The organism is Sphingobium sp. TomTYG73, assembly GCF_055394245.1.
In genome coordinates this window covers 1,392,462-1,417,387 of record NZ_AP027339.1, presented here as the reverse complement: position 1 = coordinate 1,417,387, position 24,926 = coordinate 1,392,462, and the positions used below count along the sequence as shown (strand labels likewise).

At 61.1% G+C, this 24,926-nt stretch carries 21 protein-coding genes and 4 pseudogenes; 14 read left to right on the top strand and 11 right to left on the bottom strand.

Going from position 1 to position 24,926, the window contains the following annotated elements; genetic code table 11:
* Positions 1-46: 46 nt before the first annotated feature.
* Positions 47-2,371 (bottom strand): arylsulfatase, encoded by a 2,325-nt coding sequence (locus ACZ5TH_RS07120; protein WP_464793413.1) that lies wholly within the window; start codon positions 2,369-2,371, stop codon positions 47-49.
* A gap of 189 nt (positions 2,372-2,560) precedes the next feature.
* Between ACZ5TH_RS07120 and ACZ5TH_RS07115 the strand changes: the two genes are divergently transcribed.
* Together ACZ5TH_RS07115 and ACZ5TH_RS07110 are read left to right on the top strand one after the other, a co-directional pair.
* Positions 2,561-4,327 carry an alkyl sulfatase dimerization domain-containing protein gene (locus ACZ5TH_RS07115; RefSeq protein ID WP_464793412.1) on the top strand — a complete coding sequence of 589 codons (1,767 nt, stop codon included), beginning with the start codon at positions 2,561-2,563 and terminating at the stop codon, positions 4,325-4,327.
* A gap of 39 nt (positions 4,328-4,366) precedes the next feature.
* Positions 4,367-6,511, top strand: a complete 2,145-nt coding sequence (locus ACZ5TH_RS07110; protein ID WP_464793411.1) for a TonB-dependent receptor — start codon at positions 4,367-4,369, stop codon at positions 6,509-6,511.
* 589 nt (positions 6,512-7,100) lie between these two features.
* Here ACZ5TH_RS07110 and ACZ5TH_RS07105 read toward each other — a convergent pair.
* Positions 7,101-8,003, bottom strand: a complete 903-nt coding sequence (locus ACZ5TH_RS07105) for a TauD/TfdA dioxygenase family protein (protein ID WP_464793410.1) — start codon at positions 8,001-8,003, stop codon at positions 7,101-7,103.
* 277 nt (positions 8,004-8,280) lie between these two features.
* On the opposite strand from ACZ5TH_RS07105, the gene ACZ5TH_RS07100 reads away from it, so the two are divergent.
* Positions 8,281-10,005: an N-acyl-D-amino-acid deacylase family protein gene (locus ACZ5TH_RS07100; RefSeq protein WP_464793409.1), complete on the top strand. Its 1,725-nt coding sequence runs from the start codon at positions 8,281-8,283 to the stop codon at positions 10,003-10,005.
* Here the strand turns inward: ACZ5TH_RS07100 and ACZ5TH_RS07095 are convergent.
* The 5 genes from ACZ5TH_RS07095 to ACZ5TH_RS07075 all read right to left on the bottom strand — a co-directional run bounded on the left by ACZ5TH_RS07095 (position 9,997) and on the right by ACZ5TH_RS07075 (position 15,317).
* Complete coding sequence (locus ACZ5TH_RS07095) at positions 9,997-11,034, bottom strand: helix-turn-helix transcriptional regulator (RefSeq protein WP_464793408.1); 1,038 nt, start codon at positions 11,032-11,034, stop codon at positions 9,997-9,999. The two genes, ACZ5TH_RS07100 and ACZ5TH_RS07095, sit on opposite strands and share 9 nt — an antisense overlap.
* 359 nt (positions 11,035-11,393) lie before the next feature.
* Positions 11,394-11,888 carry a hypothetical protein gene (locus ACZ5TH_RS07090; RefSeq protein ID WP_464793407.1) on the bottom strand — a complete coding sequence of 165 codons (495 nt, stop codon included), beginning with the start codon at positions 11,886-11,888 and terminating at the stop codon, positions 11,394-11,396.
* Between the two features lie 9 nt (positions 11,889-11,897).
* A complete protein-coding gene (locus tag ACZ5TH_RS07085; RefSeq protein WP_460986145.1) occupies positions 11,898-12,032 on the bottom strand; it encodes an ATP-binding protein in 135 nt (44 codons plus the stop codon).
* Positions 12,013-13,119 (bottom strand): PepSY-associated TM helix domain-containing protein, encoded by a 1,107-nt coding sequence (locus ACZ5TH_RS07080; RefSeq protein WP_464793406.1) that lies wholly within the window; start codon positions 13,117-13,119, stop codon positions 12,013-12,015. Before ACZ5TH_RS07080 ends, ACZ5TH_RS07085 begins: the two co-directional genes overlap by 20 nt.
* A complete protein-coding gene (locus ACZ5TH_RS07075) occupies positions 13,116-15,317 on the bottom strand; it encodes a TonB-dependent receptor (protein ID WP_464793405.1) in 2,202 nt (733 codons plus the stop codon). Before ACZ5TH_RS07075 ends, ACZ5TH_RS07080 begins: the two co-directional genes overlap by 4 nt.
* Before the next feature lie 236 nt (positions 15,318-15,553).
* Here ACZ5TH_RS07075 and ACZ5TH_RS07070 point away from each other — a divergent pair, with 236 nt between their 5' ends.
* From ACZ5TH_RS07070 to ACZ5TH_RS07060, 3 genes are read left to right on the top strand one after another with little or no spacing between them, the layout of a single operon-like run.
* Entirely contained in the window at positions 15,554-15,802 is a 249-nt protein-coding gene (locus tag ACZ5TH_RS07070; protein WP_464793404.1) for a glutathione S-transferase N-terminal domain-containing protein, read from the top strand.
* Between the two features lie 49 nt (positions 15,803-15,851).
* Entirely contained in the window at positions 15,852-16,253 is a 402-nt protein-coding gene (locus tag ACZ5TH_RS07065) for a glutathione S-transferase C-terminal domain-containing protein (protein WP_464793403.1), read from the top strand.
* Positions 16,250-16,912, top strand: a complete 663-nt coding sequence (locus ACZ5TH_RS07060; RefSeq protein WP_464793402.1) for a glutathione S-transferase family protein — start codon at positions 16,250-16,252, stop codon at positions 16,910-16,912. The genes ACZ5TH_RS07065 and ACZ5TH_RS07060 overlap by 4 nt, the downstream gene beginning before the upstream one ends.
* A gap of 247 nt (positions 16,913-17,159) precedes the next feature.
* Here ACZ5TH_RS07060 and ACZ5TH_RS07055 read toward each other — a convergent pair.
* Together ACZ5TH_RS07055 and ACZ5TH_RS07050 are read right to left on the bottom strand one after the other, a co-directional pair.
* Positions 17,160-17,672, bottom strand: a pseudogene (locus ACZ5TH_RS07055) (SIMPL domain-containing protein).
* Between the two features lie 84 nt (positions 17,673-17,756).
* Complete coding sequence (locus ACZ5TH_RS07050) at positions 17,757-18,539, bottom strand: SIMPL domain-containing protein (RefSeq protein WP_464793401.1); 783 nt, start codon at positions 18,537-18,539, stop codon at positions 17,757-17,759.
* A gap of 193 nt (positions 18,540-18,732) precedes the next feature.
* Between ACZ5TH_RS07050 and ACZ5TH_RS07045 the strand changes: the two genes are divergently transcribed.
* The 7 genes and pseudogenes from ACZ5TH_RS07045 to ACZ5TH_RS07015 all read left to right on the top strand — a co-directional run.
* Positions 18,733-19,551 carry a DUF1206 domain-containing protein gene (locus tag ACZ5TH_RS07045; RefSeq protein WP_464793400.1) on the top strand — a complete coding sequence of 273 codons (819 nt, stop codon included), beginning with the start codon at positions 18,733-18,735 and terminating at the stop codon, positions 19,549-19,551.
* A gap of 85 nt (positions 19,552-19,636) precedes the next feature.
* A complete protein-coding gene (locus ACZ5TH_RS07040; RefSeq protein WP_460986138.1) occupies positions 19,637-19,933 on the top strand; it encodes a hypothetical protein in 297 nt (98 codons plus the stop codon).
* 216 nt (positions 19,934-20,149) lie between these two features.
* Positions 20,150-20,833, top strand: a complete 684-nt coding sequence (locus ACZ5TH_RS07035) for a CDP-alcohol phosphatidyltransferase family protein (RefSeq protein WP_460986137.1) — start codon at positions 20,150-20,152, stop codon at positions 20,831-20,833.
* A gap of 29 nt (positions 20,834-20,862) precedes the next feature.
* Positions 20,863-21,339 (top strand): YaiI/YqxD family protein, encoded by a 477-nt coding sequence (locus tag ACZ5TH_RS07030; RefSeq protein WP_464770965.1) that lies wholly within the window; start codon positions 20,863-20,865, stop codon positions 21,337-21,339.
* A gap of 105 nt (positions 21,340-21,444) precedes the next feature.
* Positions 21,445-22,752, top strand: coding sequence for an Hsp70 family protein (locus ACZ5TH_RS07025; RefSeq protein WP_464770964.1), 1,308 nt, complete (start codon positions 21,445-21,447; stop codon positions 22,750-22,752).
* A gap of 3 nt (positions 22,753-22,755) precedes the next feature.
* Positions 22,756-22,893, top strand: a complete 138-nt coding sequence (locus tag ACZ5TH_RS07020; RefSeq protein WP_464770963.1) for a hypothetical protein — start codon at positions 22,756-22,758, stop codon at positions 22,891-22,893.
* A 129-nt stretch (positions 22,894-23,022) separates the two neighbouring features.
* A pseudogene (locus tag ACZ5TH_RS07015) lies at positions 23,023-23,442 on the top strand (site-specific integrase); the annotation flags it as partial.
* Between the two features lie 112 nt (positions 23,443-23,554).
* Here the strand turns inward: ACZ5TH_RS07015 and ACZ5TH_RS07010 are convergent.
* Positions 23,555-23,686 (bottom strand): annotated as a pseudogene (locus ACZ5TH_RS07010) (2-pyrone-4,6-dicarboxylate hydrolase); the annotation flags it as partial.
* On the opposite strand from ACZ5TH_RS07010, the pseudogene ACZ5TH_RS07005 reads away from it, so the two are divergent.
* Positions 23,672-23,803 (top strand): annotated as a pseudogene (locus ACZ5TH_RS07005) (FAD-dependent monooxygenase); the annotation flags it as partial. The pseudogenes ACZ5TH_RS07010 and ACZ5TH_RS07005 overlap by 15 nt on opposite strands.
* Positions 23,804-23,884: 81 nt before the next feature.
* Here the strand turns inward: ACZ5TH_RS07005 and ACZ5TH_RS07000 are convergent.
* Entirely contained in the window at positions 23,885-24,910 is a 1,026-nt protein-coding gene (locus ACZ5TH_RS07000; RefSeq protein WP_464793399.1) for a nucleoside hydrolase, read from the bottom strand.
* Between the last annotated feature and the right edge of the window lie 16 nt (positions 24,911-24,926).

The following is a 24,926-nucleotide window of genomic DNA, read 5'->3' as shown; positions in this document are numbered from 1 at the left end:
GCAAGCGGCGACGCGCTCGCAAGCAAAGCTGCGGCAAGCATTTTTCTCATTTCAGAAATACCTCGATCTTGCGGACTTCGCCGTTGAATGAATGGCCGTTCGGGTAGTCGATCACCGTCGCCCCCGTGTCGTCGCCAATGTCGAAGGTCTCGCCGAGCCCGGCGGGGATCAGGAAGGTCCGCTCGATCCGCCCGCGCGCGACTTCGCTGCCGTTGACGCTGATGCGCATCAGCCCGCCGCGCCCGAAGCCGCCGCCATCATAGTCGAACGCATAGCTGATTTTGGCCGGACCCGCCGGGATCGGTGTGGCCGCCGCGACGTCCCATTGATGGCTTGGCTGCTGCGTCAACGCCACGTGCGCTGCTGGTTTCCCATCCTTCAGGTAAAAGCTCCAGCCGCCGAACTTGCTGCCCTGCGCGACCAGCGGGCCGTTGCCGCCGCCCGAGGGCATGTCGATATCGGCGACGATCTCGAAGGAACGCCCCCGGATCATGGGGGCCGCGCCTTCAGCTACGCTGATCCCCTTGCCCCAATAGGTGAAGCTCTTGCGGCGCGGCGCGAAGGCGATCTTCGAAGCGGAGGAACGGTCGAGCGATTGCCGCCCATCGAGCGGGAACACGTTGTTCTTTTGCGCCTCTGCCGTCCAGAGCGCCTGCAACTCCTTCAGCTTCTCCGGATAGCGCGCCGCCAGATCGCGGGACTGCGCATCGTCCTTGTTCAGGTCATAAAGTTCCCATTTATAATCGAGGGGAGAACTGAGAACTTCGCCCATCTTCCATGGCATGCGGGCGGGCGTGGTGCTGGCCATCCAGCCCTTGTGATAGATGGCCCGCGTGCCGATCATCTCGAAATATTGGGTATCATGCCGCTCCGCAGCCTTGGGCGCATCGAAGCTATAGGCAAAGCTGACGCCGTCGATCCGCTGCTGCGCGATGCCATTGACGCTCTCGGGCGCCTTGATCCCCGCCACTTCCAAAATCGTCGGCATCACATCATTCACATGGGTGAATTGCGAACGGATGCCCCGCGCCTTGATATGATCGGGCCAGGACACGACCATGCCGTTGCGTGTTCCACCAAGGTGAGAGGCGATCTGCTTCATCCATGGGAAGGGCCCATTGGTCGCCCAGGCCCAGCCGACCGGAAAATGACCGTAACTGTCCTTGCCGCCTAGCTTGTCGATCATGCTGTTGAGCCAGGCCATGTCCTCCGTCGCGCCGTTGGCGAAGGTGCCCAGCTCATTGGTGCTGCCCGCCATTCCGCCTTCGGATGACGCGCCATTGTCGCCTTCGATGAACATGACGAGCGTGTTGCCGCTCTCGCCCATGCGGTCCAACTCGTCCAGCAGGCGGCCGATCTGCGCGTCCTGGTAGGCGAGCATGCCTGCATAGACTTCCATCATCCGCGCATAGACGCGCTTTTGGTCGGCGTTCAGCCTGTCCCAGGCGGGAATATCACCGATGCGCGGCGTGGCCTTGGTGCCTGGCGGAGCGATCTTCATCGCGATCTGCCGCTTCAGGGTTTCGGCGCGAACCGCGTCCCATTCCTGGTCGAATTGGCCCTTGAACTTCGCGATCCAGTCGGCTGGCGCCTGATGCGGGGCGTGCGCCGTGCCGGGAGCATAATAGAGGAAGAAGGGCTTGTCGGGCGCCGCCGCCTTCTGCGCGTGGACATAGCCGATCGCCTCGTCCGCCAGATCACGGTCCAGGATGTAGGTCGGGTCCTTGTCATATTTCTGCTCGGCGGGCGCATTGCCGCGATAGAGCTTGGGCGTCCATTGTTCCGTGTCGCCGCCCAGGAAGCCGTAAAACTGCTCGAAGCCTAGCCCCGTCGGCCATTGATCGAAGGGGCCTGCGATGGAGCCCTCCTGCGCCGGGATATTATGATGCTTGCCGAACATCGCCGTGTTGTAGCCATTCTGGCGCAGCACCTCGGCGACCGTGGCTGCGCTGCGGGGGATCATCGACCAATAGCCGGGATATCCCGTGGCGATATCGCTGACCACGGCATTGCCCACCGCATGATGGTTACGTCCCGTCAACAGAGAGGCGCGCGTCGGTGAACACATGGCCGTCGTGTGAAAGCGGTTATAGACCAGGCCGCGCGCCGCCAGCTGGTCGAGATTGGGTGTAGGTATCGGCCCGCCAAAGGTGGATGCCGCGCCAAAGCCCACATCGTCTGTCAGGATCAGCAGAACATTGGGTGCTCCCGCAGGCGCGGTCACCGGCTTGGGGAAGGCGGCGACCGAATCGGCATAGGTCTGCCCGATCTTGCCCGCAAATGGTTCGGGTGCGCGTGGTAGCACGGTTTGCGCCGCGATAGGCGCTGCACTAGCCAGCAGAACCGCCAGAAATCCTGCGCCAACTTTCATTGCCGAACGCCTTGGCATCGCTCATCCACTCCATCTTGTTTGTATCTTGTACGGAGGAGTTTCGTACAGTACAAGCCGGCAAACGACAAAATGAACGATAGGAGAGTATATGACCCGCAGGGTTTCGACCTGCTGCGTCGACCGACGTCGCATTCGCCAGTTACCGCATGCGCCGGGAGCGTCGATCTGATGCGCATCCTGACAGCCCTGCTGCTGGCCGGCGCAGCCACCCCTGCGCTCGCTCATGCGCCAGACCTGAACGTGCCCTTTTCCGCGCCGTCCAATTACACCGCGCATGCCCGCCTGTTTCAGGAGCGCGTTACGCATGTAGGAAAGACGCCGGTCTGGCAGATCGAATTTCAGGGCATGAACATCGTCGTCGTCGAAGGCAGCGACGGGCTGATCCTCCTTGACACCGGCATGAACCGCGATGTCGCGACCGCCGCCCTTGCAAAGATAAGGGCGCAGATCTCGACCAAGCCGATCAAGGCGATCATCTACACGCACCATCATCCCGATCATGTGAATGGAGCAGGGGTCTTCGCAACCCCGGCCGACGTCGCCAGCGGCAAGGTGCCGATCTATGCCGCCTCCAATTTCCTGAAGGAATTGTCGGATGAAGGCGTTGCGACGCTGCCGACCGTCGCCACCCGCGCCGCTTATATGTTCGGCTTCAGCCTGACCGGGAAGGAGGCTGAGGATTTCCATGTCGGCTGCTGTGGCGGCTTGGGCGCGGCTGGAAAGAATGAGTCCGCCTATATCCCACCCACGCAGTTCGTCGATATGGACGGGGCGCGCGACATCGAAATCGCTGGGGTTAAGCTGCACCTGTTCCACACTGGCGGGGAGGCTGCCTCGCATATCGCGGCATGGCTCCCCGATTATCAGGTGCTGATTTCGGGCGACGAGGTGCAGGGGCCGACTTTCCCTAACCTCCATTCGATGCGCGGCACCAAGATGCGCGACGCCAACCGCTGGATCGAGGCGCTGCGCCGGATGGAGCGTTATGACGCCGCCTGGATAGTGCCGATGCATGGGCCGGTCGTGGAGGGCGCGCCGCAGATCAAGGCGCTGCTGACCCGCTATGAGGATGCGATCCAATATACGCATGACCAGACGATCCGCCTGATCAACAAGGGCGTCACGCAGGATGAACTGCCCGATGCATTGGGACCGTTGCCGCAATGGCTGCGTTCGGAACCCTATACGACCGAATATTATGGCACCGCCGCCGATGCCGCGCGCAGCTATTATGTCGGCTATATCAGCTGGTTCTCCGGCGATGCGACCGATCTTACACCCACGCCGCGCGTGGAACGCGCGCGGCGGGAGGTGGCGTTGATGGGCGGGCGAGCGCCGGTCCTTGCCACTGCTAACCGCGCCTTTGCACAGGGCGACGCGCAATGGGCTGCGGAGCTGACGACGCTGCTCATCGCCATCGACCATCAGGATATGGACGCGCGTCGCCTGAAGGCCGCTGCTTTCCGCAAGCTGGGCTACGCCACCTATAACAGCAACCGGCGCGGCTTCTACCTGATGGGCGCGCTGGAGCTGGAAGGAAAGCTGCAGCAGGCGGGCCTCACCGCGCGCTACATGAACCCGGACAATATCCGTAAGATGCCGGTGGCGCTGATGCTCGAGCAGATCCGCTACAAGGTCGATCCGAAGCGGGCCGGGGCTGGCGACCATGCCGTCGCCTTGGCCATCGCTGGAGAAAGCGACCCATGGCTTCTCGAACTGCGTAACAGCACCTTGAAGTTTCGGCGGGGCCAGGCGGGGACCATGCCCGTCGTGAATCTGGAGCGCACTGCGCTGGGAGATCTAGTCTCCGGCAGCCAGTCCGTCGACGCGTTGGTGAAAACAGGCGCAATCTCCGGCGCAGGGTCGTCCGCGCTCGGGCAGATATTCGCCGCGCTCGACCTCACCGTCACCCCGATCAATCTCGTCATACGCTAACCAGTACGAAACAACATCGTACAACAGGGAGGAACTATCATGAACAACGCTATTTCACGCCACGCCCTGGCACTGTGCCTTTTCGCCTGCGCCTCACCCGCGCTCGCCCAGGAAGAGGATGGCGGGGGCATCCAGGAGATCGTCGTCACCGCCCAAAAGCGATCTGAATCCCTTCAGAAAACGCCCATATCGATGATGGCCATGACCGGCGCCGACATTGAAAAGAAGGGCATTGCCGACATCACCGACCTGCGCACGCTGGTCCCCAGCCTTGCCGTGACTCCCCATCCGAACAGCGCGACAACGGCTCGCGTTTTCATTCGCGGGATCGGCAATAATGACGACCAGATCACCGTGGACCCCAGCGTCGCAGTCTATCTGGACGGCATCTACATCGCCCGCAACCAGGGCCTCTCTGCCGAAGTTGCGGAGGTCGAGCGGATTGAAGTGCTGCGCGGGCCGCAGGGTTCGCTCTATGGCCGCAATGCGACGGGCGGCGCGATCAACTACATTACTCGCGCGCCTGAACTGGGCGAGTTTTCCGCGAAGCAAACCCTCGCCGTCGGCAACTACAACCAGTTTCGGTCGCGCACCCGCGTAAACATCCCGGTGGGTGACAAGCTGGCGGTCGAACTGGGCTATCTGCACAGCCAGAAGGATGGCTTTGTCGATAATCCGGGCACCGGCGTCGATCGCTGGGGGGATCAGCGCCGCGACGCCTATCGCGCGGCCATTCTGTTCCAGCCGACCGATGCTCTGCAACTGCGCTACACCTATGACCGTTCCGACATCAACGACACACCCGTCTTCATGGCCGCGGCGCCTTTCTACCCGCGCACGGCCGACCGGCCGACGGCGGGGTCATCCTTTGTGCGCAACCTCATGCCGAACGATGCCACGTCTCAAGGTCATAACCTCACCATCAACTGGGAAGTGGCTGACGACGTCACCTTGAAATCGCTCACCGGCTATCGGAAGCTCTCCAGCGTCACCAATCAGAATTATCTGACCGGCGTCGTCGGCCCATTCCCGTTGATCCTGACTGGCTTTGATCAGCAGCAGGATCAATGGAGCGAGGAAGTGCAACTTGTCGGCTCCGCTCTCGATCGCCGGCTGGATTATGTTCTTGGCGCTTATTATTTCGACGAAAATGGCGAAAGCGCTGATTATTCGGCGATAACCGGCCGTCCCCGCGTGGATCGCGTCGCGACGATTCACAACCGCGCCTATGCCCTCTACGGCCAGGCGACCTTGCGTCCCGCCTTCCTGGAAGGCTTGTACCTGACCGGTGGCCTACGCTGGTCGCGTGACGAGCGTGAAGCAACGCTGGCTCAGACGATCGTTCCCGCGACAGGCGCGCCGACCGTGCTACCTCATGGCGAGGGCAAAAATCATTTCTCCAACCTCAGCCCCAGCTTCGTCATCGGCTATAACGCCACCCCCAACCTCAACATCTACGCCAAATATGCGCGTGGCTATAAGACCGGCGGTTACAATATCCGCGCCAGCAGCATCACGCGCTTCAATGAAGGCTTCGGTCCCGAAACGCTGGACTCCTTCGAACTCGGCGTAAAAGCGAGCTGGCTCGACAATCATCTCCAGACAAACTTCGCCCTGTTCCGGTCGAACTACAAGGATATCCAGACCAATCTTCAGTCCGACCCGACCAATGTCGCGATCACCGATGTGTTCAATGCAGGCAAGGCCCGGATACAGGGTTTCGAACTGGACCTGATCGCCAAGCCGGTCGATGCGCTGACGCTTTCAGTCAACTATGCCTATCTGGACGCCAAGTTCGAGCAGATCCTCGATCAAACAGGCAACGACATCACGTCTCGCTATACTTTTGTCGAAGCGCCAAAACATACGCTGACGACTTCGCTGGAATATCGCTTCCCCGATACGCCCATCGGCGTCCTCACGGCGAATGTCGACTATTTCCTCAAAAGTAAGGTTTCGACGTCCACAGCCGATCCGCGTTATGTGATCGGAGACTATGGACTGCTCAACGCCCGCCTCACCCTTTCCGATATTCCGGTGGGCTTCGGCAACTGGCGTCTGTCGGCCTTTGGCAAGAATTTGACCGACAAGGAATATTATATCGCCCATTTTAACGGCGGCCTGCCAAGCGCGATCTTCGGCGATCCGCGCACTTATGGGCTTGAACTTACGTTTGAGTATTGAACGATGCCGCGGTGTCGAGACTGATTTTTTGGCTCGGCACCCGCAATCGTCGGATTATCGCTTCGGTCGATACTTACCACAAGCACTCAGATGATCAGGTGTCCGGCACCCAGCACCAGGTGTGACCTGATAACATTTGACGCAAGTTGTTTCTCTTTTACGCCGAACTCGCCTAGATCGCCCCCGAACGCAGCCGCGATGGTTGGCGATGGTCGCCACTGGAACTGCAGTCTTCACGAGGCGAGGGTGAGAGCCTATTTGCTCGTAAGCCAGTGCGATCGTGCCACGAGTGACTTGCACTGAAACCGTCTAAGCATCGAACGCGTGTAAGAGGTCCCTTGATGGGCCATCATCATGAAGGGACGGCGCAAGGTTGCTGCCGGTAGCAGCTCGTAAACATGCAGGCTGCAAGTTTTAACAGCCTACGAGGCGGTTTCTGCTTCCGCTAACCGCGGAACTTCCGACCTTTTGCCACGATTTTCCAAGGAGGATCTGTGCTTCATCTTCGTTCCTTTGTCGCTGCGGCGAAGCCTACGCCCTTGATCACGGTGTCAAATTTCTGTTGTCAGGGCAGGCGGCGCGCACCGCCTCAAGCGACGAGCGCGGCGTGTGGAGCGATCGTTCGCCCGACCTTCGCCGATCCACGCAATGTCGTCCGGTACACGACCCGGATGACGTCCAGCGGATGTCCTTCGGCGCGATGCATCAGCCGGTAATTGTCCCACAGGATGATGTCACCCTGGGCCCAATCATGTTCGTAGATGAACCGCGGTTGGCATAGCTGGCCGATCAGAGTCTGGAGCAGTTCATCACTTTCCGCCTGATCCATGCCAACAATGGCTTGCAGGTTCAGCGGGCAGATATTCATGATCGTGCGGCCGGTTTGCGGATGCTTCCAGACGAGCGGCCTTGCCTGTGGCGGATAATCGGGAAAGTTCATCTTCATTTCGCCGACGCGCGTGCCATTTTCATTGCCGAAGCGAACGCGGCTGAGGTCGGTGCAAAATTCGAAGCGTACTTCGAGGCCCTCAATACGGCGCTTGAGCGACTCATCGAGCGCGTCATAGGCCGCTGCGGTGTCGAGCCAGGCGGTGTGGCCGCCGATCGTCGCCTTCTCCACCATGTTGAGCAGCGCCCCGGCATTGGGCACTTCCTGAAAGGCAAGATCAGTATGCCAGGGTATCCGGCCATAGGTCGGTACGCCGTCAAACGCATAGACCGGCCCGCGCGGCCCACCCTTGTTGGTGAGGAGGATCAATTCGGGATGTTCGGGCAGGCGCAGGTCGGGAACGGGATGCGGTTCCAGTTCGCCAAAGCACCGGCTGAGGTTGAGCAGAAGTTCAGGCGCGACGCCGACGCCCCGGAACAGCAGAACGCCTTCTTCCCGCCACAGCGCAACAAGTTGCCGGGCTATATCCTCATTGATCGCTCTGGAAGGATCTACGCCGATGACTTCCACCCCGATCGCGCCGAGTTTTTTTGTTTCGATCATTGCAAGCACCTCTTCTGATTCAGTCTGATCCTGTTTTGGCGACTGCCTGATGCAGGCCGGTGACCGCCGAACTGTTGTGATGGTGCTATTCTCAATCGGCGCTTCACGACTGTCATCATGCAAATGAATGATCGGCAGGAAAGCGCGAAAAAGCGGCGTGACGACTAGCGATCATCCGTTTGGATGAAGGCGGGCACGCCCTCTGTTGCTACCGTCAGCGCATAGAACGAGCAGTAATGATCGCGCCGCAAAGACGGCGACGGCGAGGAGCAATGAAATGAGCGGCTTCGATATATTGATACGCAATGGCCTGGTGGTCGATGGCACGGGCAACGAAGCCCGGCGGGCCGATGTCGGGATCATCGGCGATCGCATCGCTGCGGTGGGCATGGATCTGGGCGATGCGGTCGAAGAGATTGACGCTACGGACATGATCGTGACGCCCGGCTTCGTCGATATTCATACCCATTATGATGGCCAGGTAACCTGGGATTCCCGGCTGCGCCCATCTACCGAGCATGGGGTGACCACGGTACTGATGGGCAATTGCGGCGTTGGCTTTGCCCCGTGCCGCGCGGAGCAGCGCGAGGGGCTCGTCCGGCTGATGGAGGGCGTGGAGGATATTCCGAACCCCGTGCTGACCGAGGGCCTGCCCTGGAATTGGGAGACATTCCCCGAATATCTCGACAGCATTGGCGACAAGGCATTCGACGCGGATGTCGCCGCGCTTATCCCGCACGCAGCGCTGCGCGTCTATGTGATGGGCAAGCGGGGCGAAGCGCGCGAGCCAGCTACGGCGGAGGACCGCTCCCGCATGGCCGCGCTTGTGAAGGAGGGTGTCGCGGCGGGCGCGATGGGCATCGGCACATCCCGCACGATGTTCCACCGTTCGATCGACGGCAATCTGATCCCCACCCTGACCGCCGGGGAAGCCGAGCTCCAGGCGCTGGCGGACGCCATGACGGCGGCGGGTGGCGGCACCTTCCAGTTCGTCAGCGATTTCGCCGATGAAGAGGCGGAATTCGACATGCTGACCCGCATTGCCGAAAAATCGGGTCGGCCGATCACTTTTCCCGTCAGCGGCACGGCGCAAGACCCGGAACGCAGCAGGTTGATGTCGCGCATCAGCGCCGCCAACGCAGCCGGTTGTCGCATCGGCGTACAGGTTCTGGGCCGGGCGACGGGCGCGGTAATGGGGCACCAACTCACCCTGCACCCCTTCTGTACCAGCCCTACCTACCGATCGCTCGCCAAGCTGCCCTTCGAAGCCAAGATAGCGGAGCTGCGGCGGCCGGAGGTGAGGGCCGCGATCCTCTCGGACCCGCTGACTCCCGATCCGGGCAATGCCTTGACCAACTTCGTCCATGACTTTGGCCGTATCTTCCCGCTTGCCGACACGCCGAATTACGAACCATCGCTGGATGAAAGCATGGCGGGGCGGGCAGAGGCGATGGGCATCACGTCAGCCGAGCTTGCTTACGACATGCTGTTGGAGCGGGATGGCAAGCGGCAACTGTACCTCACCATCTCCAACTATGCCGAAGGCAATCTGGATGGGATGGGGAAGATATTGATGCACCCTGACGCGGTGATGGGGTTGGGCGACGGGGGCGCGCATTATGGCGCGATCTGCGACGCGAGCTACTCGACGCACCTGCTGACCCACTGGGTGCGGGACCGCGCCTACGGGCGGGTGCCGCTGGAGCGCGCGGTCGTTGCGCTGACGCGCGGCCCGGCCTCGCTCATCGGCCTCAACGATCGCGGCGTGCTTGCGCCCGGATACCGGGCGGACATCAACGTCATCGATCTGAAATCGCTTCGCCTGCACGCGCCAGAGGTGACGTTCGATCTTCCGGCGGGGGGACGGCGGCTGACGCAGCGGGCCGATGGTTATCATGTCACCATGCTGGCGGGCGAGATCGTGCTGCGCGATGGACAGCCCACCGGCGTGCTGCCGGGCCGCCTCGTGCGCGGGGGCCGTGCTGAGCCTGACTTAGGCTGAGGTCGCGGCCGAGTTCAGCAGTGCCCGGATCAGGTCACTTTGGCGATTGATGCCGGTCTTGAGGAAGATGCTTTGCAGCTGCGACCGCACGGTGTTGCGGCTGATGCCGAGTTCCATCGCCGCTTCCTCAAGGCTCGCCCCCTTGGCTAGTTTGCTCGCGAGCAGCGCTTCGGCAGCACTGAGGCCAAAGAGGCGGGCGAGTGTTTCTGCTGGCCAGGCAGCTTGCGCTGCCGGATCACGCAGCACCAGGATGGCCGTCCGCCGGTTGGGCTGGCGCAGCGGGAAATAGCCGGGACCTGGCCGGACGATGATCGTCAGCGGCAAGTCATGGTCGCGGCGGGAAAAGGCCATGGGCACATAATTCTGCAGATCGGGCTCGGGCGCCTGGGCCAGCGCGCAACGCCTGATTTCGGCAAGCAGCGCGCGGGTTTCCTCTCCGCTTTCCGCCTGCAAGCGGCCGCCCACGACACGCAAGCCGCCGCCGGTCGCAAGCAGATGGTCCGCCACATCATTGGCCAGCATCAACTCCGCATCACTGCTTACGAGTGCAGCGCCGATGCGGCTGGTGTTGAGCGCAAGATCACTCAACATGCCGCGCCGCGCCAGATCCATGATCCGGTAGTAAATCTGCAAGCTGCGGCGCAAAGGTTCCGACAGGGACGCAAGCAGCTGTTCCTGCGGCGCGGAAAGGGGCGCACTTTCACTCTGCCGCCACAATATGATCGTTGCACTTCGCTTCTGACTATCGGCGACGGGCAGGAGCGTGACATGCGCACCGCCAAGGGCCGGGAGGCTGTGCACGCCGCTGTTTGGTTCCAGCATTGTGGTTGCGAAGAACGCTTCGATCTCCGCTGCCACCGCGTCCTCTGAATAGGCGCCGACAGCGACCTCAACGCCGCATGCGCCCACCATTACCGCTGCATGTTCACAGCCGAAAACTTCGCGCGCAGCATGCGTAAAGCTGACCCAGGCGGGGACCTCCGACGCACTAGCGTATAGCGCGTTCAGCAGCGTTTCGCGGGACTGCAATGTGCCAGCATCGGCAACTGGGAGGCGGCTGTTCGAGATAGCTTTGATCCTGGGACTGCGATTACGCCTATGGGATCGGAGACCGGCTGATCCAAGGTTTAGCATCCTCATCATCCGGTGCAAGGGTAGGCGCGCGACAGGCTAGCCTGATTGTTCGAGAGCAGCTTTGGCGAGTCCCTCGTCGCTAACGGTCCATCCTGTGATCGACCAGTCACAGCTAATTACGGCCTAGGCGGCGTTGGCAATGTGGACTTCCACACTTTGCAAAGCACATCAGATTAATGACGAGCGGCACTGTTGCCTGCGTTGCGAGCGGCGGAACGAGCCTGACCGCCAGCGAGTGGCCAGTTTCGGGGTGCTCAGCATGGACAAGCGGACAGTCCGCACCGGAGCAGCGAAATTTTTCTCCTAAACGGCAAAGAAGGGTCGAGTTTCCCATCACCATCACGACCGCGCTCGGCAAGACTTGCCCTCATATTCGAAATGATGTCGGCTGTATGCTCGACCATTCCACCGCAACACAGGGAAGCAAAAGCCAGGCCCGCCGACCAGCAGATCTGGATAGCCGGAAGCCCCCTTGGTGCGCAGGAACTTGGGTATGCCCAGAGACTCGATCGGGATCTTCCCGCGTCTTCCAGGACCTCCACGATCAGCATGCGAACGGTCAGTTCGTCATCAATCACAAGCACTGTTTCGCCAGCACCGACCTCAGGAATTTCTTCCTGCATCTCGGCGACATCATCGACTAGCTCACCCAAGAAGCGCGGAAGGTACAGGCACATTGCGGTGCCATCCCCGGGTTCGCTGTACACCCGAACCTGCCCGCCAGACTGCGGCACGAAGCCGTGGGTCATGGAAAGACCCTAGCCTGTGCCCTGGCCGATTGCCTTGGTCGTAAAGAAGGGATCGAAGATGCGAGCGGCGATGTCTTTTGGAATTCCAGTACCAGTATCCGTGACGCAGACCGAGATACGTGGCTTACCTGGCGTTGGTAACAAGAGGTTTGGGATTGTCGGCGGATCGCGGAAGCATGTTTGGGGTTCGGCCTCGAGCGAACCAGAAGGACCAGAGGGTCAGACTTCCCAACAGTGTGAGAGCCAGACCGGCGAAGGTCATCACCAGCCGATAGGCCAAACCACCCACTTTAGCCGCGTGGAGTGGATAGAGCATATTATAGATTTTCACGACTACAGGCAGACGCGATGCGTCTCGCGCCGCAATCAGCCGGCCGCTGTCCGCCGTGAACCACACGGTGGTGCGGCCGTTGGGTAGCCATTCTTCCGGCTTCTTCATGCGCAGGGTGATAAGGCCGCTCTTTTTGCGAGGCAGCGACAGGCTGCGCAGCTCCGCATCGGGGAATCGCGCATGCGCCGTGGCGATCATTGCGCGCCAGTCGAGGTTTGAGCCTAGCGGTACAGCAGTGGCCTTGGGTGGCTTCAGGCTGGCATCGATCTGCGCGGGCGCGGAGGGGCCAAGGATCAGCGCCGCCATGGGACGGAAAACCAATATGGAGCCCGTCAGAAACGCCAATACCAGCAAGGGCGCAGCAATCACGCCCAGATCGCGATGCTGGCGCACGATTGCGGGGCGGGTGAGCCGCCTGGGGAAAAGGCGAAATTCGAAGGTCTTGCGCGTCCGGATCCACAGGATGACGCCCGATATCACGAAGAACATCCCCAGCAGCGCGGCGATGCCGATGACCGTCTCGCCCACGTCGCCAGCGAAGAGATGGTGATGGAGGTCAAACAGCCAAAGTTCCGGCCGCTCCCACTGGCTGTCCCAGCGCGTCACCAAATCCCCTGTCTGAGTGACATATGCGCCCGAATCGTCCGCGAAACGTAGCCGGTCGAGGCCGAAATTCGGCCCGGCAAAGCTTATCATCTCCGGTCGGTGGGCGGGATCGGCCATGACCCGCTCGACCGTCCGTGCGATGACCGCGCCGTCCTGCACCAGTACATCGGATGCATGGGGGAGCATCACCCAGGCATCCTTGTGCACCAGCAGCGCGCCCGACAGTCCCAGCACCGCCAGTACCAGGCCGATCAACCCGCCGATCCAGCGGTGCAGGATGTCGAGGATCTTCAAAAATTATAATCCCAGCTCAGCGTGAAGCTGCGCCCGCGTCCCGCGAAATAAGTGAGATTGTCGGACGGCAGCCGCGTGTCGCTGCTGTAATCGATGTAGAATTTATCGAACAGGTTCTGCACACTCAACCGGACGCCGCCGAAACCGGTCTGGTAACGAATGCTGGCATCGGTAACGGCGTAGCCGCCGAAGTTGTTGCGCGGATCGGGCTGCGTCACACCAGCGTCGGCATGGAAGCTGCGCGAGAGATAATATTGCGTCTGGAGGATCGCTGAAACTGGACCACGATTATAGGTCGCGAACAGGTTTACGCGATCAGGTGAGATATTGACGCCGTCCAGATCGGTATCGACCGCACCATCGGCATTGCTGTCATAGCGGCCCTCGATATGGGCATAGCCGATGCCGAGCTTCAGGCCCGAGATCGGTGTTTGGCTGCGCAGATTGACCTCAATCCCTTCGATCTCGATGCGCTGCCGCTGGACGTCGAAATTGCGGCCGGTGCCAGGCACGAGCAATTGGCCCTTATCGCTGGATGACCAGAAATAGGTGGCGGACCCGTCGAACGGTCCGCGCTTCACTTCAACACCGATCTCGCGATTGTTGGAGACGATTGGCTCGATCGCAAGATAGCTGTCGATGTCGATGCCGGTCAGATTGATCGAGCGCGTGATCCGCCCGACATCAGGTGCTGTGTAGCCCTCGGCATAGCTGGCGTAGGCGCGGATTCCGTCCCACGGTTCGAGGATGACACCCCCGTTCAGCAGCAGGTCGTCGAACTTGGGCTTGCCGCCTGCGACATCGACGCCGCCCCAATAGCGCTGCCCGGCGGGGAGCGTCTGGGTGGTCTGGGCGAGGGTGTGGAAATCATCGATCTTGATCTGCACATTTTCCCAGCGCGCGCCGCCCGCGATGCGGACCAGTCCGTCGAACAGCTTGAGGTTGGTCTGCACGAAGGGGGCGAGACTGCGGAACTCGGCGGGCGGCACCCAGACGCGGTTGGTAGCGATCAATTGCTGCTGGGTCTTGTCCCACAGCGCATCGAAGCCGAGGGTAGCGGTCAGAGCCTCTAACCCCGGCACGGCGCGCTCATAGCTGAACTTGGCGCCCATTTTGCGGGAGCGGTTCTGCGACTGATCGAACAGATCGCCGACCGGCGCGATGCTCGGGTCCTGGAAGGAGGCGATATATTTGCCGGTGGCATCGCGGTTTTCGCCGCCAAAGGTATCGCGGGAGCGGTTGAAGAAAAGCTGGCTGATGAAATTGCCGCCCCAAAGCGCGCTGTCGGTGTAGGACAAGGCGATGCTTTCGGTGCGGTTGGCCGCTGGATCGCCGGGAGAAGCGCCCCGTGTGGCGCTGGTCGGCAAGCCCACCGGGCGGTTGCCGAGGACCGCAATGTAATCGCCGTCGCTCTTCAGCTCGAAGCGGCTGGCGATGAGGTCGATGCGGCCGGTCGCCGAAACGGCGTAGCCCAGCCGTGCGAAGACATTCGTCGCCTGCGAATCCTGCGTTTCGCCCTGCGTCAGGTTTAGGCCGACGCGGCGGTCCTGCCCGTCATAGAAGACGCCACGCTTTTCGTAGGTCGCGCCGACTGTCGCGTCGAAATCGCCCGCCTTATACTGGAACAGGCCGCCCGCTTTGCCGCCCATGCCGTTGGAGTGGAACCTGTTGTCCGCCGTCCCTTGCAGCAGCACCCGGCTGCTGAGGCCTTCCTGTTTGGGCGCGCCGACGGTGACCTGATTGACGATACCGCCGGTGCCGCCAATCCCCTGCAGCGCGTTGGAGCCGTAGATCAGCTCGACGCGATCCACGAAGAAACCGTCGATGGTGAAGCCATCGCGCCCGCCGTCGCGTAGCGGCGTCGATTGCGGGATGCCGTTGATCGCGTAAAGCGGCGATCGACCGCGCAATGTCTCGCCTGCGCCAGACAGCTTCTGGCGCGTGGGGGAGAAGGAAGGAGTGAGCGTCGCCACAGCATCGGTGACCGAACCGGAAATGGCGATCTGCTGGTCGAGCATTTCTTTATCGATCACGTCGATGGTCAGCGGCAGGGCGTTGACAGGCAGGATGCTGCGCGCGGCGGTGACGATAATCGGGGCAGCCGCCTCGCCGTCCGACCCGGCTGGCGATTGCGCGAATGCCGAGCCCGTGACCACAAGCCCACAGGTTGTCAGAAGAGCGTGAATGGTCTTTTGCATCGAGTTCCCCGTTTTCCTGAGGCTCGCTACTGAATGTTTGATACTAATGCAAGTCAGTCGCATTTAGTGAGGTAGGTTGGGCGCGATGCGCCGATCCGTGCGCGATGCTTGATATGCGCCGAACTCTGAATATTTATGCCGACTCAAATCATATTTGTGTGTCATTGTTTGTCGCGATGACAGCGGCATCCCGCTAAAGCCCGGCGGCCGAGCGGCGGATTCCGAGAGAGGACGATATGGCGGTTACCATCACTGCGTTCGACTGGGTGCCCGATTTCGCGAAAGGGCAAGTCCGCGACCTGCGTGTACGGTGGGCGCTGGATGAAGTCGGCGAGGAATATCATGTCCGCTATCTGCGCCAGGGCGAACAGAAGGAAGCCGGGCACCGCAGACGTCAACCTTATGGACAGGTTCCGACCCTGGAGGAGGGTGACCTCACGCTGTTCGAGAGCGGCGCGATCGTCCACCACATTGCGAGCACGTGATGGCCTTTTTCCCGCCGACGCCGCCGGCCGAGCCCGGGCAACGGAATGGATGTTTGCTGCGCTCAATACGGTCGAGCCGTTGATCATGGACCTGTCCATCATCGACCTGTTCGAAGCCGACAAACCCTGGTCCAGGCCGCGCCGCCCGGCCGTCGAGACCCGCATCCGGGAGCGGTTGCAGGAAACCGCTGACCGACTGGGCGATGAAGAATGGTTTGACGGGGCTTTCACGGCAGGCGACCTGATGATGATCTCGGTGCTTCGTATCATCGAGCATGATCCGCTGCTGACCGAACAGGCAAAGCTGGTGGATTATGTGAAGCGCGGCACGGCGCGCCCGGCGTTTCAGCGAGCGCTCGCGAGCCAGTTGGAGGGCTTCACCGGCTCTCCCCCTGCGGCCTATGACGAATGGAGGGAAAATATGAAAAACATGCCGGACCAATCGGCATGACCCGACCTGTACTCACCGCCTACAATTGGGCGCCCGACGAAGGGCGCGGTCTTGTACGCGACATGCGGGTCCGCTGGGCTTTGGAGGAAGTCGGCCAGGCCTATGACGTGCGCTATCTGAACTGGGGTGAGCAAAAGGATCCGGAGCATCGTGCCCGCAACCCGTTCGGACAGGTGCCCGCCTATGAAGAGGGCGACGTCGTTCAGTTCGAATCTGGTGCAATCGTTCTGCACATCGCGCAGCGCTGGCCGGGCCTGCTGCCCGACGATCCGGCCGATCGGGCACGCGCGATTGACTGGATTTTCGCAGCGCTCAATACCGTCGAGCCAGTAGTATGGGATCAGGTGATCGCTCGCATTATAGACGCGAAGCAAAGCTGGGCTGAAGATCGCTGGCCAAGCGTGCTGCAACGGTTGAAGGTGCGTCTTGGCGAACTCGCTGCCGCGCTGGGTGATCGGGACTGGCTGTATGGCGATTTTAGCGCGGGCGATCTGCTCATGGTTCAGGTCCTGCGTCATGTCGATGGCGCGATCCTCGCAAATTATCCTACGCTCGGAGCCTATGTGGCGCGGGGCATGGCACGCCCGGCATTCAAGCGAGCGCTGGATGCCCTGCAAGCGGGCCAGACCGGCAAGAAACCAGCCGATTGGCCGCATTGATCATCTACAAGGTGCCAGTGACAGGCGGTCCTGACGAAACTTGCCTGTTTAACTTATCATCGCGGAATGAGGGGCGACTTTCCTGTGAGGGAAGCCGAGATTTTATCACGGTGGGCGTTCAACATCGGAAGCCTCCTGCTACCTAAACGGGATAGCTGGGCGTCTGCATCCGGGATGTAAAATTTGGCTTCCGAACGGTCGCAAAGCGTCGCCACCCGAACTAATCGTTTTTACGAGACGCGGCTCGTTAGAGGGCGGCTTTTGGCACCAGCGCGAAATCGACCTGAACTGAAAGGGTGCTCGCTGTCTGCCCCGGCATGAGCAGAACTGTCGAGGCGTTGGCGGCGGATTGCTCGACAGCGACAGGCGGCGCCGCGACGGGTACGGCGCCGGGCAGGTAGCGATTGCCTTGCGTCCCGCCCGCATCGCGGATGGTCAGGACACGGGCGATCGTCATGCCCGCTGCATCGGTGTAGGCCTGCGCCCGCGCATGGGCTGCCTCTTACGCCACTGTGTAGGCTGAGTTGGCTGCCTTTTCCGGGTCCGCGAGGCGCAGGTCGGGACCGCTCGGGATGTTGGCTCCAGCAGCCGTAGCCGCCGTGATGGCAGCGGAGGCGCGATCCACATCCCGAACCGTGACATTGATGACGTTACTCGCCTGATACTGACCCTTGCGATCGCCCCAATCAATTCGCTGCACGTTCAGAGATCGGGTTTGAATGTTCTTCTCCACGATGCCCGCCTGGGCGAGAGCATCCATGATCGTCGCGATCATCTGCCGGTTCGCAGCGCTGCAAGCAGGAGCGACCCGGCGATCATCGCGGGCCAGGCCGTCAGCTCACGCCTAGGGTCGAAGCGCGAACTGGATGGAGACGGTTGCGCCGAGCATCAACTCGCCCGGTGCCACTGGACTTGGCGGCGGCGGCGCGGGGGGCGCTCCTGCCATGCGGCCCCTGACAATGATCGGCTGGGGATAATAGCCTCCGCCCTCGCTGATCGACAGGATGCGGGAAATGCGCAACCCCGCCGCCCGCGCGTAAAGCTCGGCGCGAGACCGGGCCTCGCGCACCGCCGCCGTCCGCGCTTCGTCGAGCGCGGCCTTGGGCTCGTCCAGCGTGAAGGACGGGCCGTCTACCTGATTGGCGCCAGCCTGGACCAGAGTGTCGATGATCCGCCCCATTTGACCCAGCTTGCGGACGCGCACCTGCACATTGTTGCGCGCTTCATAGCCGATGATCCGGGGCGCCTGGGGCTGTGCCGGCGCGACATAGGGCTCACGCGTAATCCTTGCCCGAATCTGGGCCTCCTGTTCCGGATTGGAATATTGCGGCTGCAGGGAAAGCGCCGATGTCTGGATGTCGCGATCCGCAATGCTGGCACGTTTCAAGGCTTTGACCACCTCATCCATCCGCATTGCGTTGACACTGAGCGCGTCGCCGCCCGTCTTGCCCTGTGTAACAACGCCAGCTGAGAAGACGGCCACATCAGGCACTCGGCGGCTCTGTCCTTCTCCGCTCACCACCAGCAAGGTTTCCTCAGGGGCGAGCACCGGGTTTGCAGCAGGCAACTGCGCCTGCCCGGCGGATGTGGCGCTCGCTGCGATCGCCAGAAAGACGCACCATTTCATCAGCCTCTCTCCTTGTTGTGTCAGCGTAACGTTGCCACGCTGCTCTGGTTTCATCGCAGCAGGAACGATCTTGCTGGCGCCTTTGGATGATCGGCATACATTGCCTGGCCGACCTGCTGCCGTGCGCCGACGGTGTCGCAATCAGCCTCGGCAACTTCGTCGGCTCCCCGGCGTTCCATGACCAGGAGGCGCGATGAGAACAAAGTACGACGGTTCCGGGAGTTGGTTCACCTTGTTTGCCCGGCTGGGTTTTGCGGCGCGCGGCCTCGTTTATCTTCTGATTGGCATATTCGCCATCGACGTCGCATTCGATGGGGGGCAGCCAAGTGACAATCAGGGCGTCCTGGGCACGCTCGCCGATGCGCCGTTTGGCCGCTTGCTCCTCGCTCTTTGCGCTCTTGGCTTTGCTGGCTATGCCTTCTGGCGTCTGACCGAGGCCATTCTCGATCCCGAAATGCGATCGCGCGATTTCAAGGGGAAGTTCGAAAGACTTGGCTATGCCTTGAGCGGCACTGTCCACGCTGGTCTTGCGGTGACGGCAGCACGCCTGGCGTTGCGAAAAGCCGCATCCTTGGGCAGCCCGGGCGACGAAGCCGCTCAAAGCTGGTCCGGCTGGCTGTTGGAGCAGCCCGCAGGTCCGCTGCTGGTGGCCTTCGTGGCACTTTCCCTCCTTGCCGTCGCGGTGGCTCAGGGCGTCAAGGCATATCAGGCGAATTTCGACGAACTGGACGGCGATGTGCCTGCCCCCCGTCAGGTTCGTTGGATCGGACAAGCAGGTTATGCCGCGCGGGCGCTGGTCTTTGCCATGATCGCATGGTTCCTGATTAACGTACTGCTCAACCGCGATCCACAAGAGGCAGGCGGTCTTGGCGCGGCGCTCCGGGAACTGCGTGAGCAGGATCATGGGCCATCACTCTTGCTGATAGTTGCGACCGGCCTAGCGCTGTTCGGCATCTTCAGCTTCGTGGAGGCGAGATATCGCCGTCTCAAGGTCGTTACGCCGAATTTGTAAGGATTGTTCACGCCTCCCGATCTGCCTCTGGGATCCGACATTGGGTTGAGGGGTTATGGCCTGGATGGAAAATGAGAGAGACGACATGCATCGCACAATTATCTTCGCCTGCGCCGCGAGCCTCAGCCTGGCTTTGGCAGCCTGTGGCGGCAAAGGAGACGACAAGTTGGGCGAACAGGCGCAGGAGGCGATGGAAAACAGGGCGGACAGGATGGACGCCATGGCCGACAATATGAGCGGAACGGCCGAGGACATGATGCAGGCCAAGGCTGATGCCACGCGGGAACAAGGCGAAGCCAAGGAAGAAGCGATCGACGAGTCCGACATCAACGCGGACGCGCTCTCCGCTGACCAGCGCGACAAGATTGTGAACGGAAATTGAGCTGAACTACCGGGCAGCTTCCCGATCGCGTCTGCCAAGCGCTGATCCTCGGCGGTCGAGCAGGAAAACCCGACCGTCCGCAGCTGGGTGCCAGAAATTAGCTGCTGAGCGGCTACAAAGGGGCGTGCTCTGCCGAGATTTGCCGCTCATGCCGCTGCCTTCAGGTCGGAAATATTCGCACGTTGCTCATAGAAGCGTACGGCCTCATAAGGCCGTATGACAATCCCATTACAGACCGCGCCTTCCCTATCGAGAATACAGAAAAATTGGTTAGCCGCCAGGGAACGCCGATTGCTGAATTGGCTGTGCAGCCAGATGCCGCCGTGGGTCACGCCTGATCGGCTGACTTTGCTGGGTATGGTTGGTGCCTTCATGATCTTCGTGGGTTATGTCGCCAGTGGTCTGGCAGCTTCTTGGCTGCTACTCGCCATCGTCGGCTATGTAGTCCAATGGTTCGGGGATTCGATGGATGGCAGCATTGCGCGCTATCGCCATATTGAGCGTCCCTCCTACGGTTACTTCATCGACCATAGCTGCGATGGGTTGGCAACACTGCTGATCCTTGCAGGCATTGGCCTTAGTCCCTTCGTAACCATGAACGTCGCGCTGGTGGCCCTGGCCGGTTATCTGTTGCTGTCGATCCATGCCTATCTTTCCGCCCGTGTTCTGGGGGAGTTCAAGCTGTCCTATCTGGCCGCTGGACCCACAGAATTGCGACTGATGCTGATCGCACTGACGGTGATGATGATGGTGCTCGGGTCAGGTCCCGGTATCTTTGGAGCGCTGTCCGGCTTTGATGTTTTTGTGGGAGCAGCTGGCCTGATCCTGATCCTGCTATTCATCATTCAGACGATCACCACCGGACGGCGCCTCGCCCGGGCCGAGCGTGGTGGAAGATGATGCGCCATGCAGCATGAGTGTGGTGTTCGATGATCCAAATTCTAATTGATGCCGACGCCTGCCCGGTAAAGGATGAAATCTACAAGGTTGCCCTTCGCCATGCCGTGCCTGTCACGGTCGTGAGCAACAGTCCCTTGCGGATACCCCGTCATCCCCTGATCAGCCGCACAGTGGTCAGCGACGGGTTCGACGCGGCGGACGACTGGATCGCCGAGCGGGTGACGGCCGGAACGGTAGTCATCACGGCTGATATTCTGCTGGCTGACCGCTGCCTGAAAATGGGTGGGGCGGTAATTTCTCCCACCGGCAAGCCCTTTACGAACGCGTCCATCGGCAATGCCATAGCGGTTCGCGCGATCATGGCTGATTTGAGAGCTGGCAGCGATCATGTTGGTGGGCCCGCCGCTTTCAGCAAAGTTGACCGGTCGCGGTTCCTCTCCGCACTGGATGAAACGCTGGTTCGCTTGCTCGCTATACAGCGCCGTGCGGTGGCCCGCCCGCTCTAATGTCCGCGATATCGTAAAGGTTGCGTCGGGCGATTGTGCCTGCGATAGGCCCCGCCCCACCGGTCGGGCCGGTGTTGCCCTTTCCCCAATTGCATTGGCGATAACATGATTTCGTCTCCTCGTTCGATTGGCATCGACTTTGGAACCACCAATTCGGTTGTCGCGCTAGGCTGCGCGGATGGCGAGGCGATGTTGGTGAATTATCCAGCCTCTGGTAATGCCGGTCCCATCTTCCGCTCCGCGCTTTGCTTCTGGGAGGATAGCGGCGTGCCGGGCGGCATCGCGCGGGAAGCTGGGCCATGGGCCATCTCCGAGTTTCTGGATTTTCCTCCGGGCAGCCGCTTTCTGCAATCCTTCAAATCCGTCGCTGCCAGCAAGGCGTTCGAACACGCAACCATCTTCGAAAAGCGATTGCGCTTCGAGGAACTCGGCCATATTTTTCTGGAGCGGCTGCGGGCACATGCGGCCGATGAGCTCAAACTGTTGCCACCGCGGGTCGTCGTTGGCCGCCCGGTCCGTTATGCAGGGCAACGGCCAGACGATATGCTGGCTCGCCAGCGCTACGACCTCATGTTCGCCGCTTTGGAGCGCGAAGTGCATTATGTCTACGAACCGCTGGGCGCTGCCTTCAGCTTCGCCGCGCGGCTGACCAAACCCGCCACCTTGCTGGTCGCCGACTTCGGAGGCGGCACGAGCGACTTTTCCGTGGTGCGGATCGAGGCGCCGGGTGCGGCGAAACGCTGTATACCGCTTGGCTCCGCGGGCATTGGTATAGCGGGTGATCGCTTCGACTATCGTATCATGGACAAGCTGGTGCTGCCCATGCTGGGCAAAGGCGGTACCTATGCATCGATGGGCAAGTCGCTGGAGATCCCTGCGGGCCATTTCGCCGATTTTGGCGACTGGGCTCGCCTTGCGCTGATGCATAATCGCCGCACACTGGCCGAATTGCAGAAGCTGAAGCGGGCCGCGGCCGATCCCGCAGCGATAGGCCGTATGATCGCTGTCGTGGAAAATGAGCTGGGTTACCCACTGTATGACGCGGTCGCCCGATTGAAGCGCACGCTCTCCAGCGAAGAGCATGCGCATTTTCATTTCGATCGTGCTGGCGTGCGTGTGGAGGCAGATGTCAGCCGTGCGGATTTTGCACAGTGGATCGCACCGGACCTCGACCGCATCGGCGCGACAGTAGACGCGGCGCTTGCCGAAGCGGGGATCGGGCCCCAGGCGATAGATCAGGTCTTTCTTACCGGAGGCTCCTCTCTGATCCCTGCCGTCCGGCGCCTTTTTGAAGAGCGTTTCGCGGCCGACCGCATCGCGGGTGGCGATGAACTGACGTCGATCGCTCATGGCTTGGCGCTGATCGGTCAGGAAACAAACATTGCCGAATGGGCCGCGGTCAGCGCGCATTAAAACGTGGCATGGGTGCGTGTATGGCCGATCAGGATCATGGATGCAGCCGTCGCTGATGAAAAACGTCAACTCAGCAGTGGTCCTGGCAAGGCAGAAGGTCCGCTGACTGCTCAGTTTCCTTATCAGACCGTCATTGGCTGAGCCTACAGGATCAAAAAAAGCAGACCGACCGCCCCGAAGGTCGGGAAGTTAGTGGCTGAATGACCGCAAAGGGTCGGTCTCGCGTTGACGCGTTTTGCCTGTGGCCATCGTGGCCACAGGAGAAGTGTCATTGGATTATCAGAATTTGATCCCGCCGCTCGCGAGCGAGTGTCATGAAACGCGGGACGAAAAGTTGGCGCCAAGCGAGCCCTCAAGCCCCGCCAGATTTGGGCAGTCCGTTTCTTCCTTGATCGACACCGACGACTTCGAGACCGAGCGCTTTTCGATCTGGCTATCGATAGCAAGCTGCGCGGCTGCGACCTGGTGAAAATCCGGATCAGTGACATTGTTTGTGATCGCAAAATCCGGACCAGGACCACCGTTGTTCAGCAAAAGACCGGCCGCCCAGTTCAGTTTGAACTGATGGACGATGTTCGCGCCAGTCTGCTCAAGTGGCTCGAACTTCGCTGCGGTTCTCTCGATGACTTTGCCTTTCCAAGGCGCGCGGATCACGCAAATCACATATCGCCGACGTTATCGCCAAGATTGCGGGCGAATGGCCTGCTGCCCGCTGGGATGAATTCATGCCGTGGAACTGGCGTCCAGATCAGCAACCCATCGCCGAAGCCGCCTGATCCGCGGCCTCCAGCCCACGCTTACCCAATATGTCGGCTTCGAAATAGACGATGACATGCCAGCCCAAGGGTTGGATGCTGCGGGCGACTTCCAGGAACTTGTCCTTGGGCGCGTTATCGACCAAGTGCTCGCGACCACTTAGGAGAAAATCTATCCGTTCGGATGGCTGGGCATATTGGCCGATGTGCCGCCATCCGAGCATGAGCTGATCTACGCCAATCATGAACATGGCTTTGCGCTGACGTCGATGCGGTCGGAGAGGCGCAGCCGCTATAATCGAGGCGCAAGGGGCCTTCACGCGCCCCTTGTCTCACTTTCGACTGCTCTGGCACAGCATCAAAGCGGCTCGCCCCCATCAATGCTCCCGGTGAACCTGTAGCCGCATGACCTTGTGGACCATGTCGCGAATGGTAAGGCCTGCGTCGATCGAGGTGTAAACACGCATCGGTCGGCCGGTCGGCCTGGCGATGTAGGTGCCATCGGAAGTCAAACGAGGGGTTGGCTGGAGAATGTACCGGCTCGACGATGGATCGGGCTGGATCGGCGTCACCAGCGCGGTGAGCGTCACCAGCGCACTGTCGCCGAGCACATGGACTTCTGACGAGGGCATGGCGGAAAATGTAGGGATCGCCGAGAGTTTGGATGCCATGTCGTCCACTTGCAGCTTGAGAAAGCGGCCGAGCGGGCCTGAGGCGGCGAGATCCTGCATTTCCGCCGAACTGAACAGCAGCTGCCGATAGGCGTCGCGAGGGACTTGCCAGATTTCAATGTCGGATTCGTTGAAGATCAGTTGCGCTGCCAGGGGATCGATCGAGAAATTGAATTCGGCCTCATCCGGACCCGGAGGCGGATAGGCGACGCCAGGATGTTCGCGTCCGCCGATCCACACAAGCTTCAGTCGGCGGCCGATGCGTGGCTCTACGAGCCATGCGAGGGCAAGTTCGGTCAGCCCCGCGCCCGCAGCGTAGACGAGGGGCTCATTTGTGTCCTCGCGCATGGCTTCCCGAACGATCGCGGCGGTGGCGGGACTGGGCTTCCAGGCGTCACGCGAGGCGATCGAGCTTTCCGATCCGGTCAGCATATGCGGCGTTCTGGCCGCTTTCAGTACAGCGATAAGCTGTTTTACTTTTGCCAGGCCGTCCGCTGCAGACGAAGCACCGCCGAGCGCCGGGGGCAGGTGGGAGCTGACGACGATCGGGATATTCACGGAGGGGGAAAGAAGATGATGGGCGAGCTGAAACAAGCCATCGGAATCTCCGGCAAAGTCATTGTCGATGATGACTCGCGCCAGAGAAGGCCGGTGCGATGGAGCAGCCCGCAGCGAACAGGGGAGCGCCGCCAATACGGCGGCGACCGACCCTAGAAATCCCCTGCGGTCCACGCGATGAGCCTGAGAT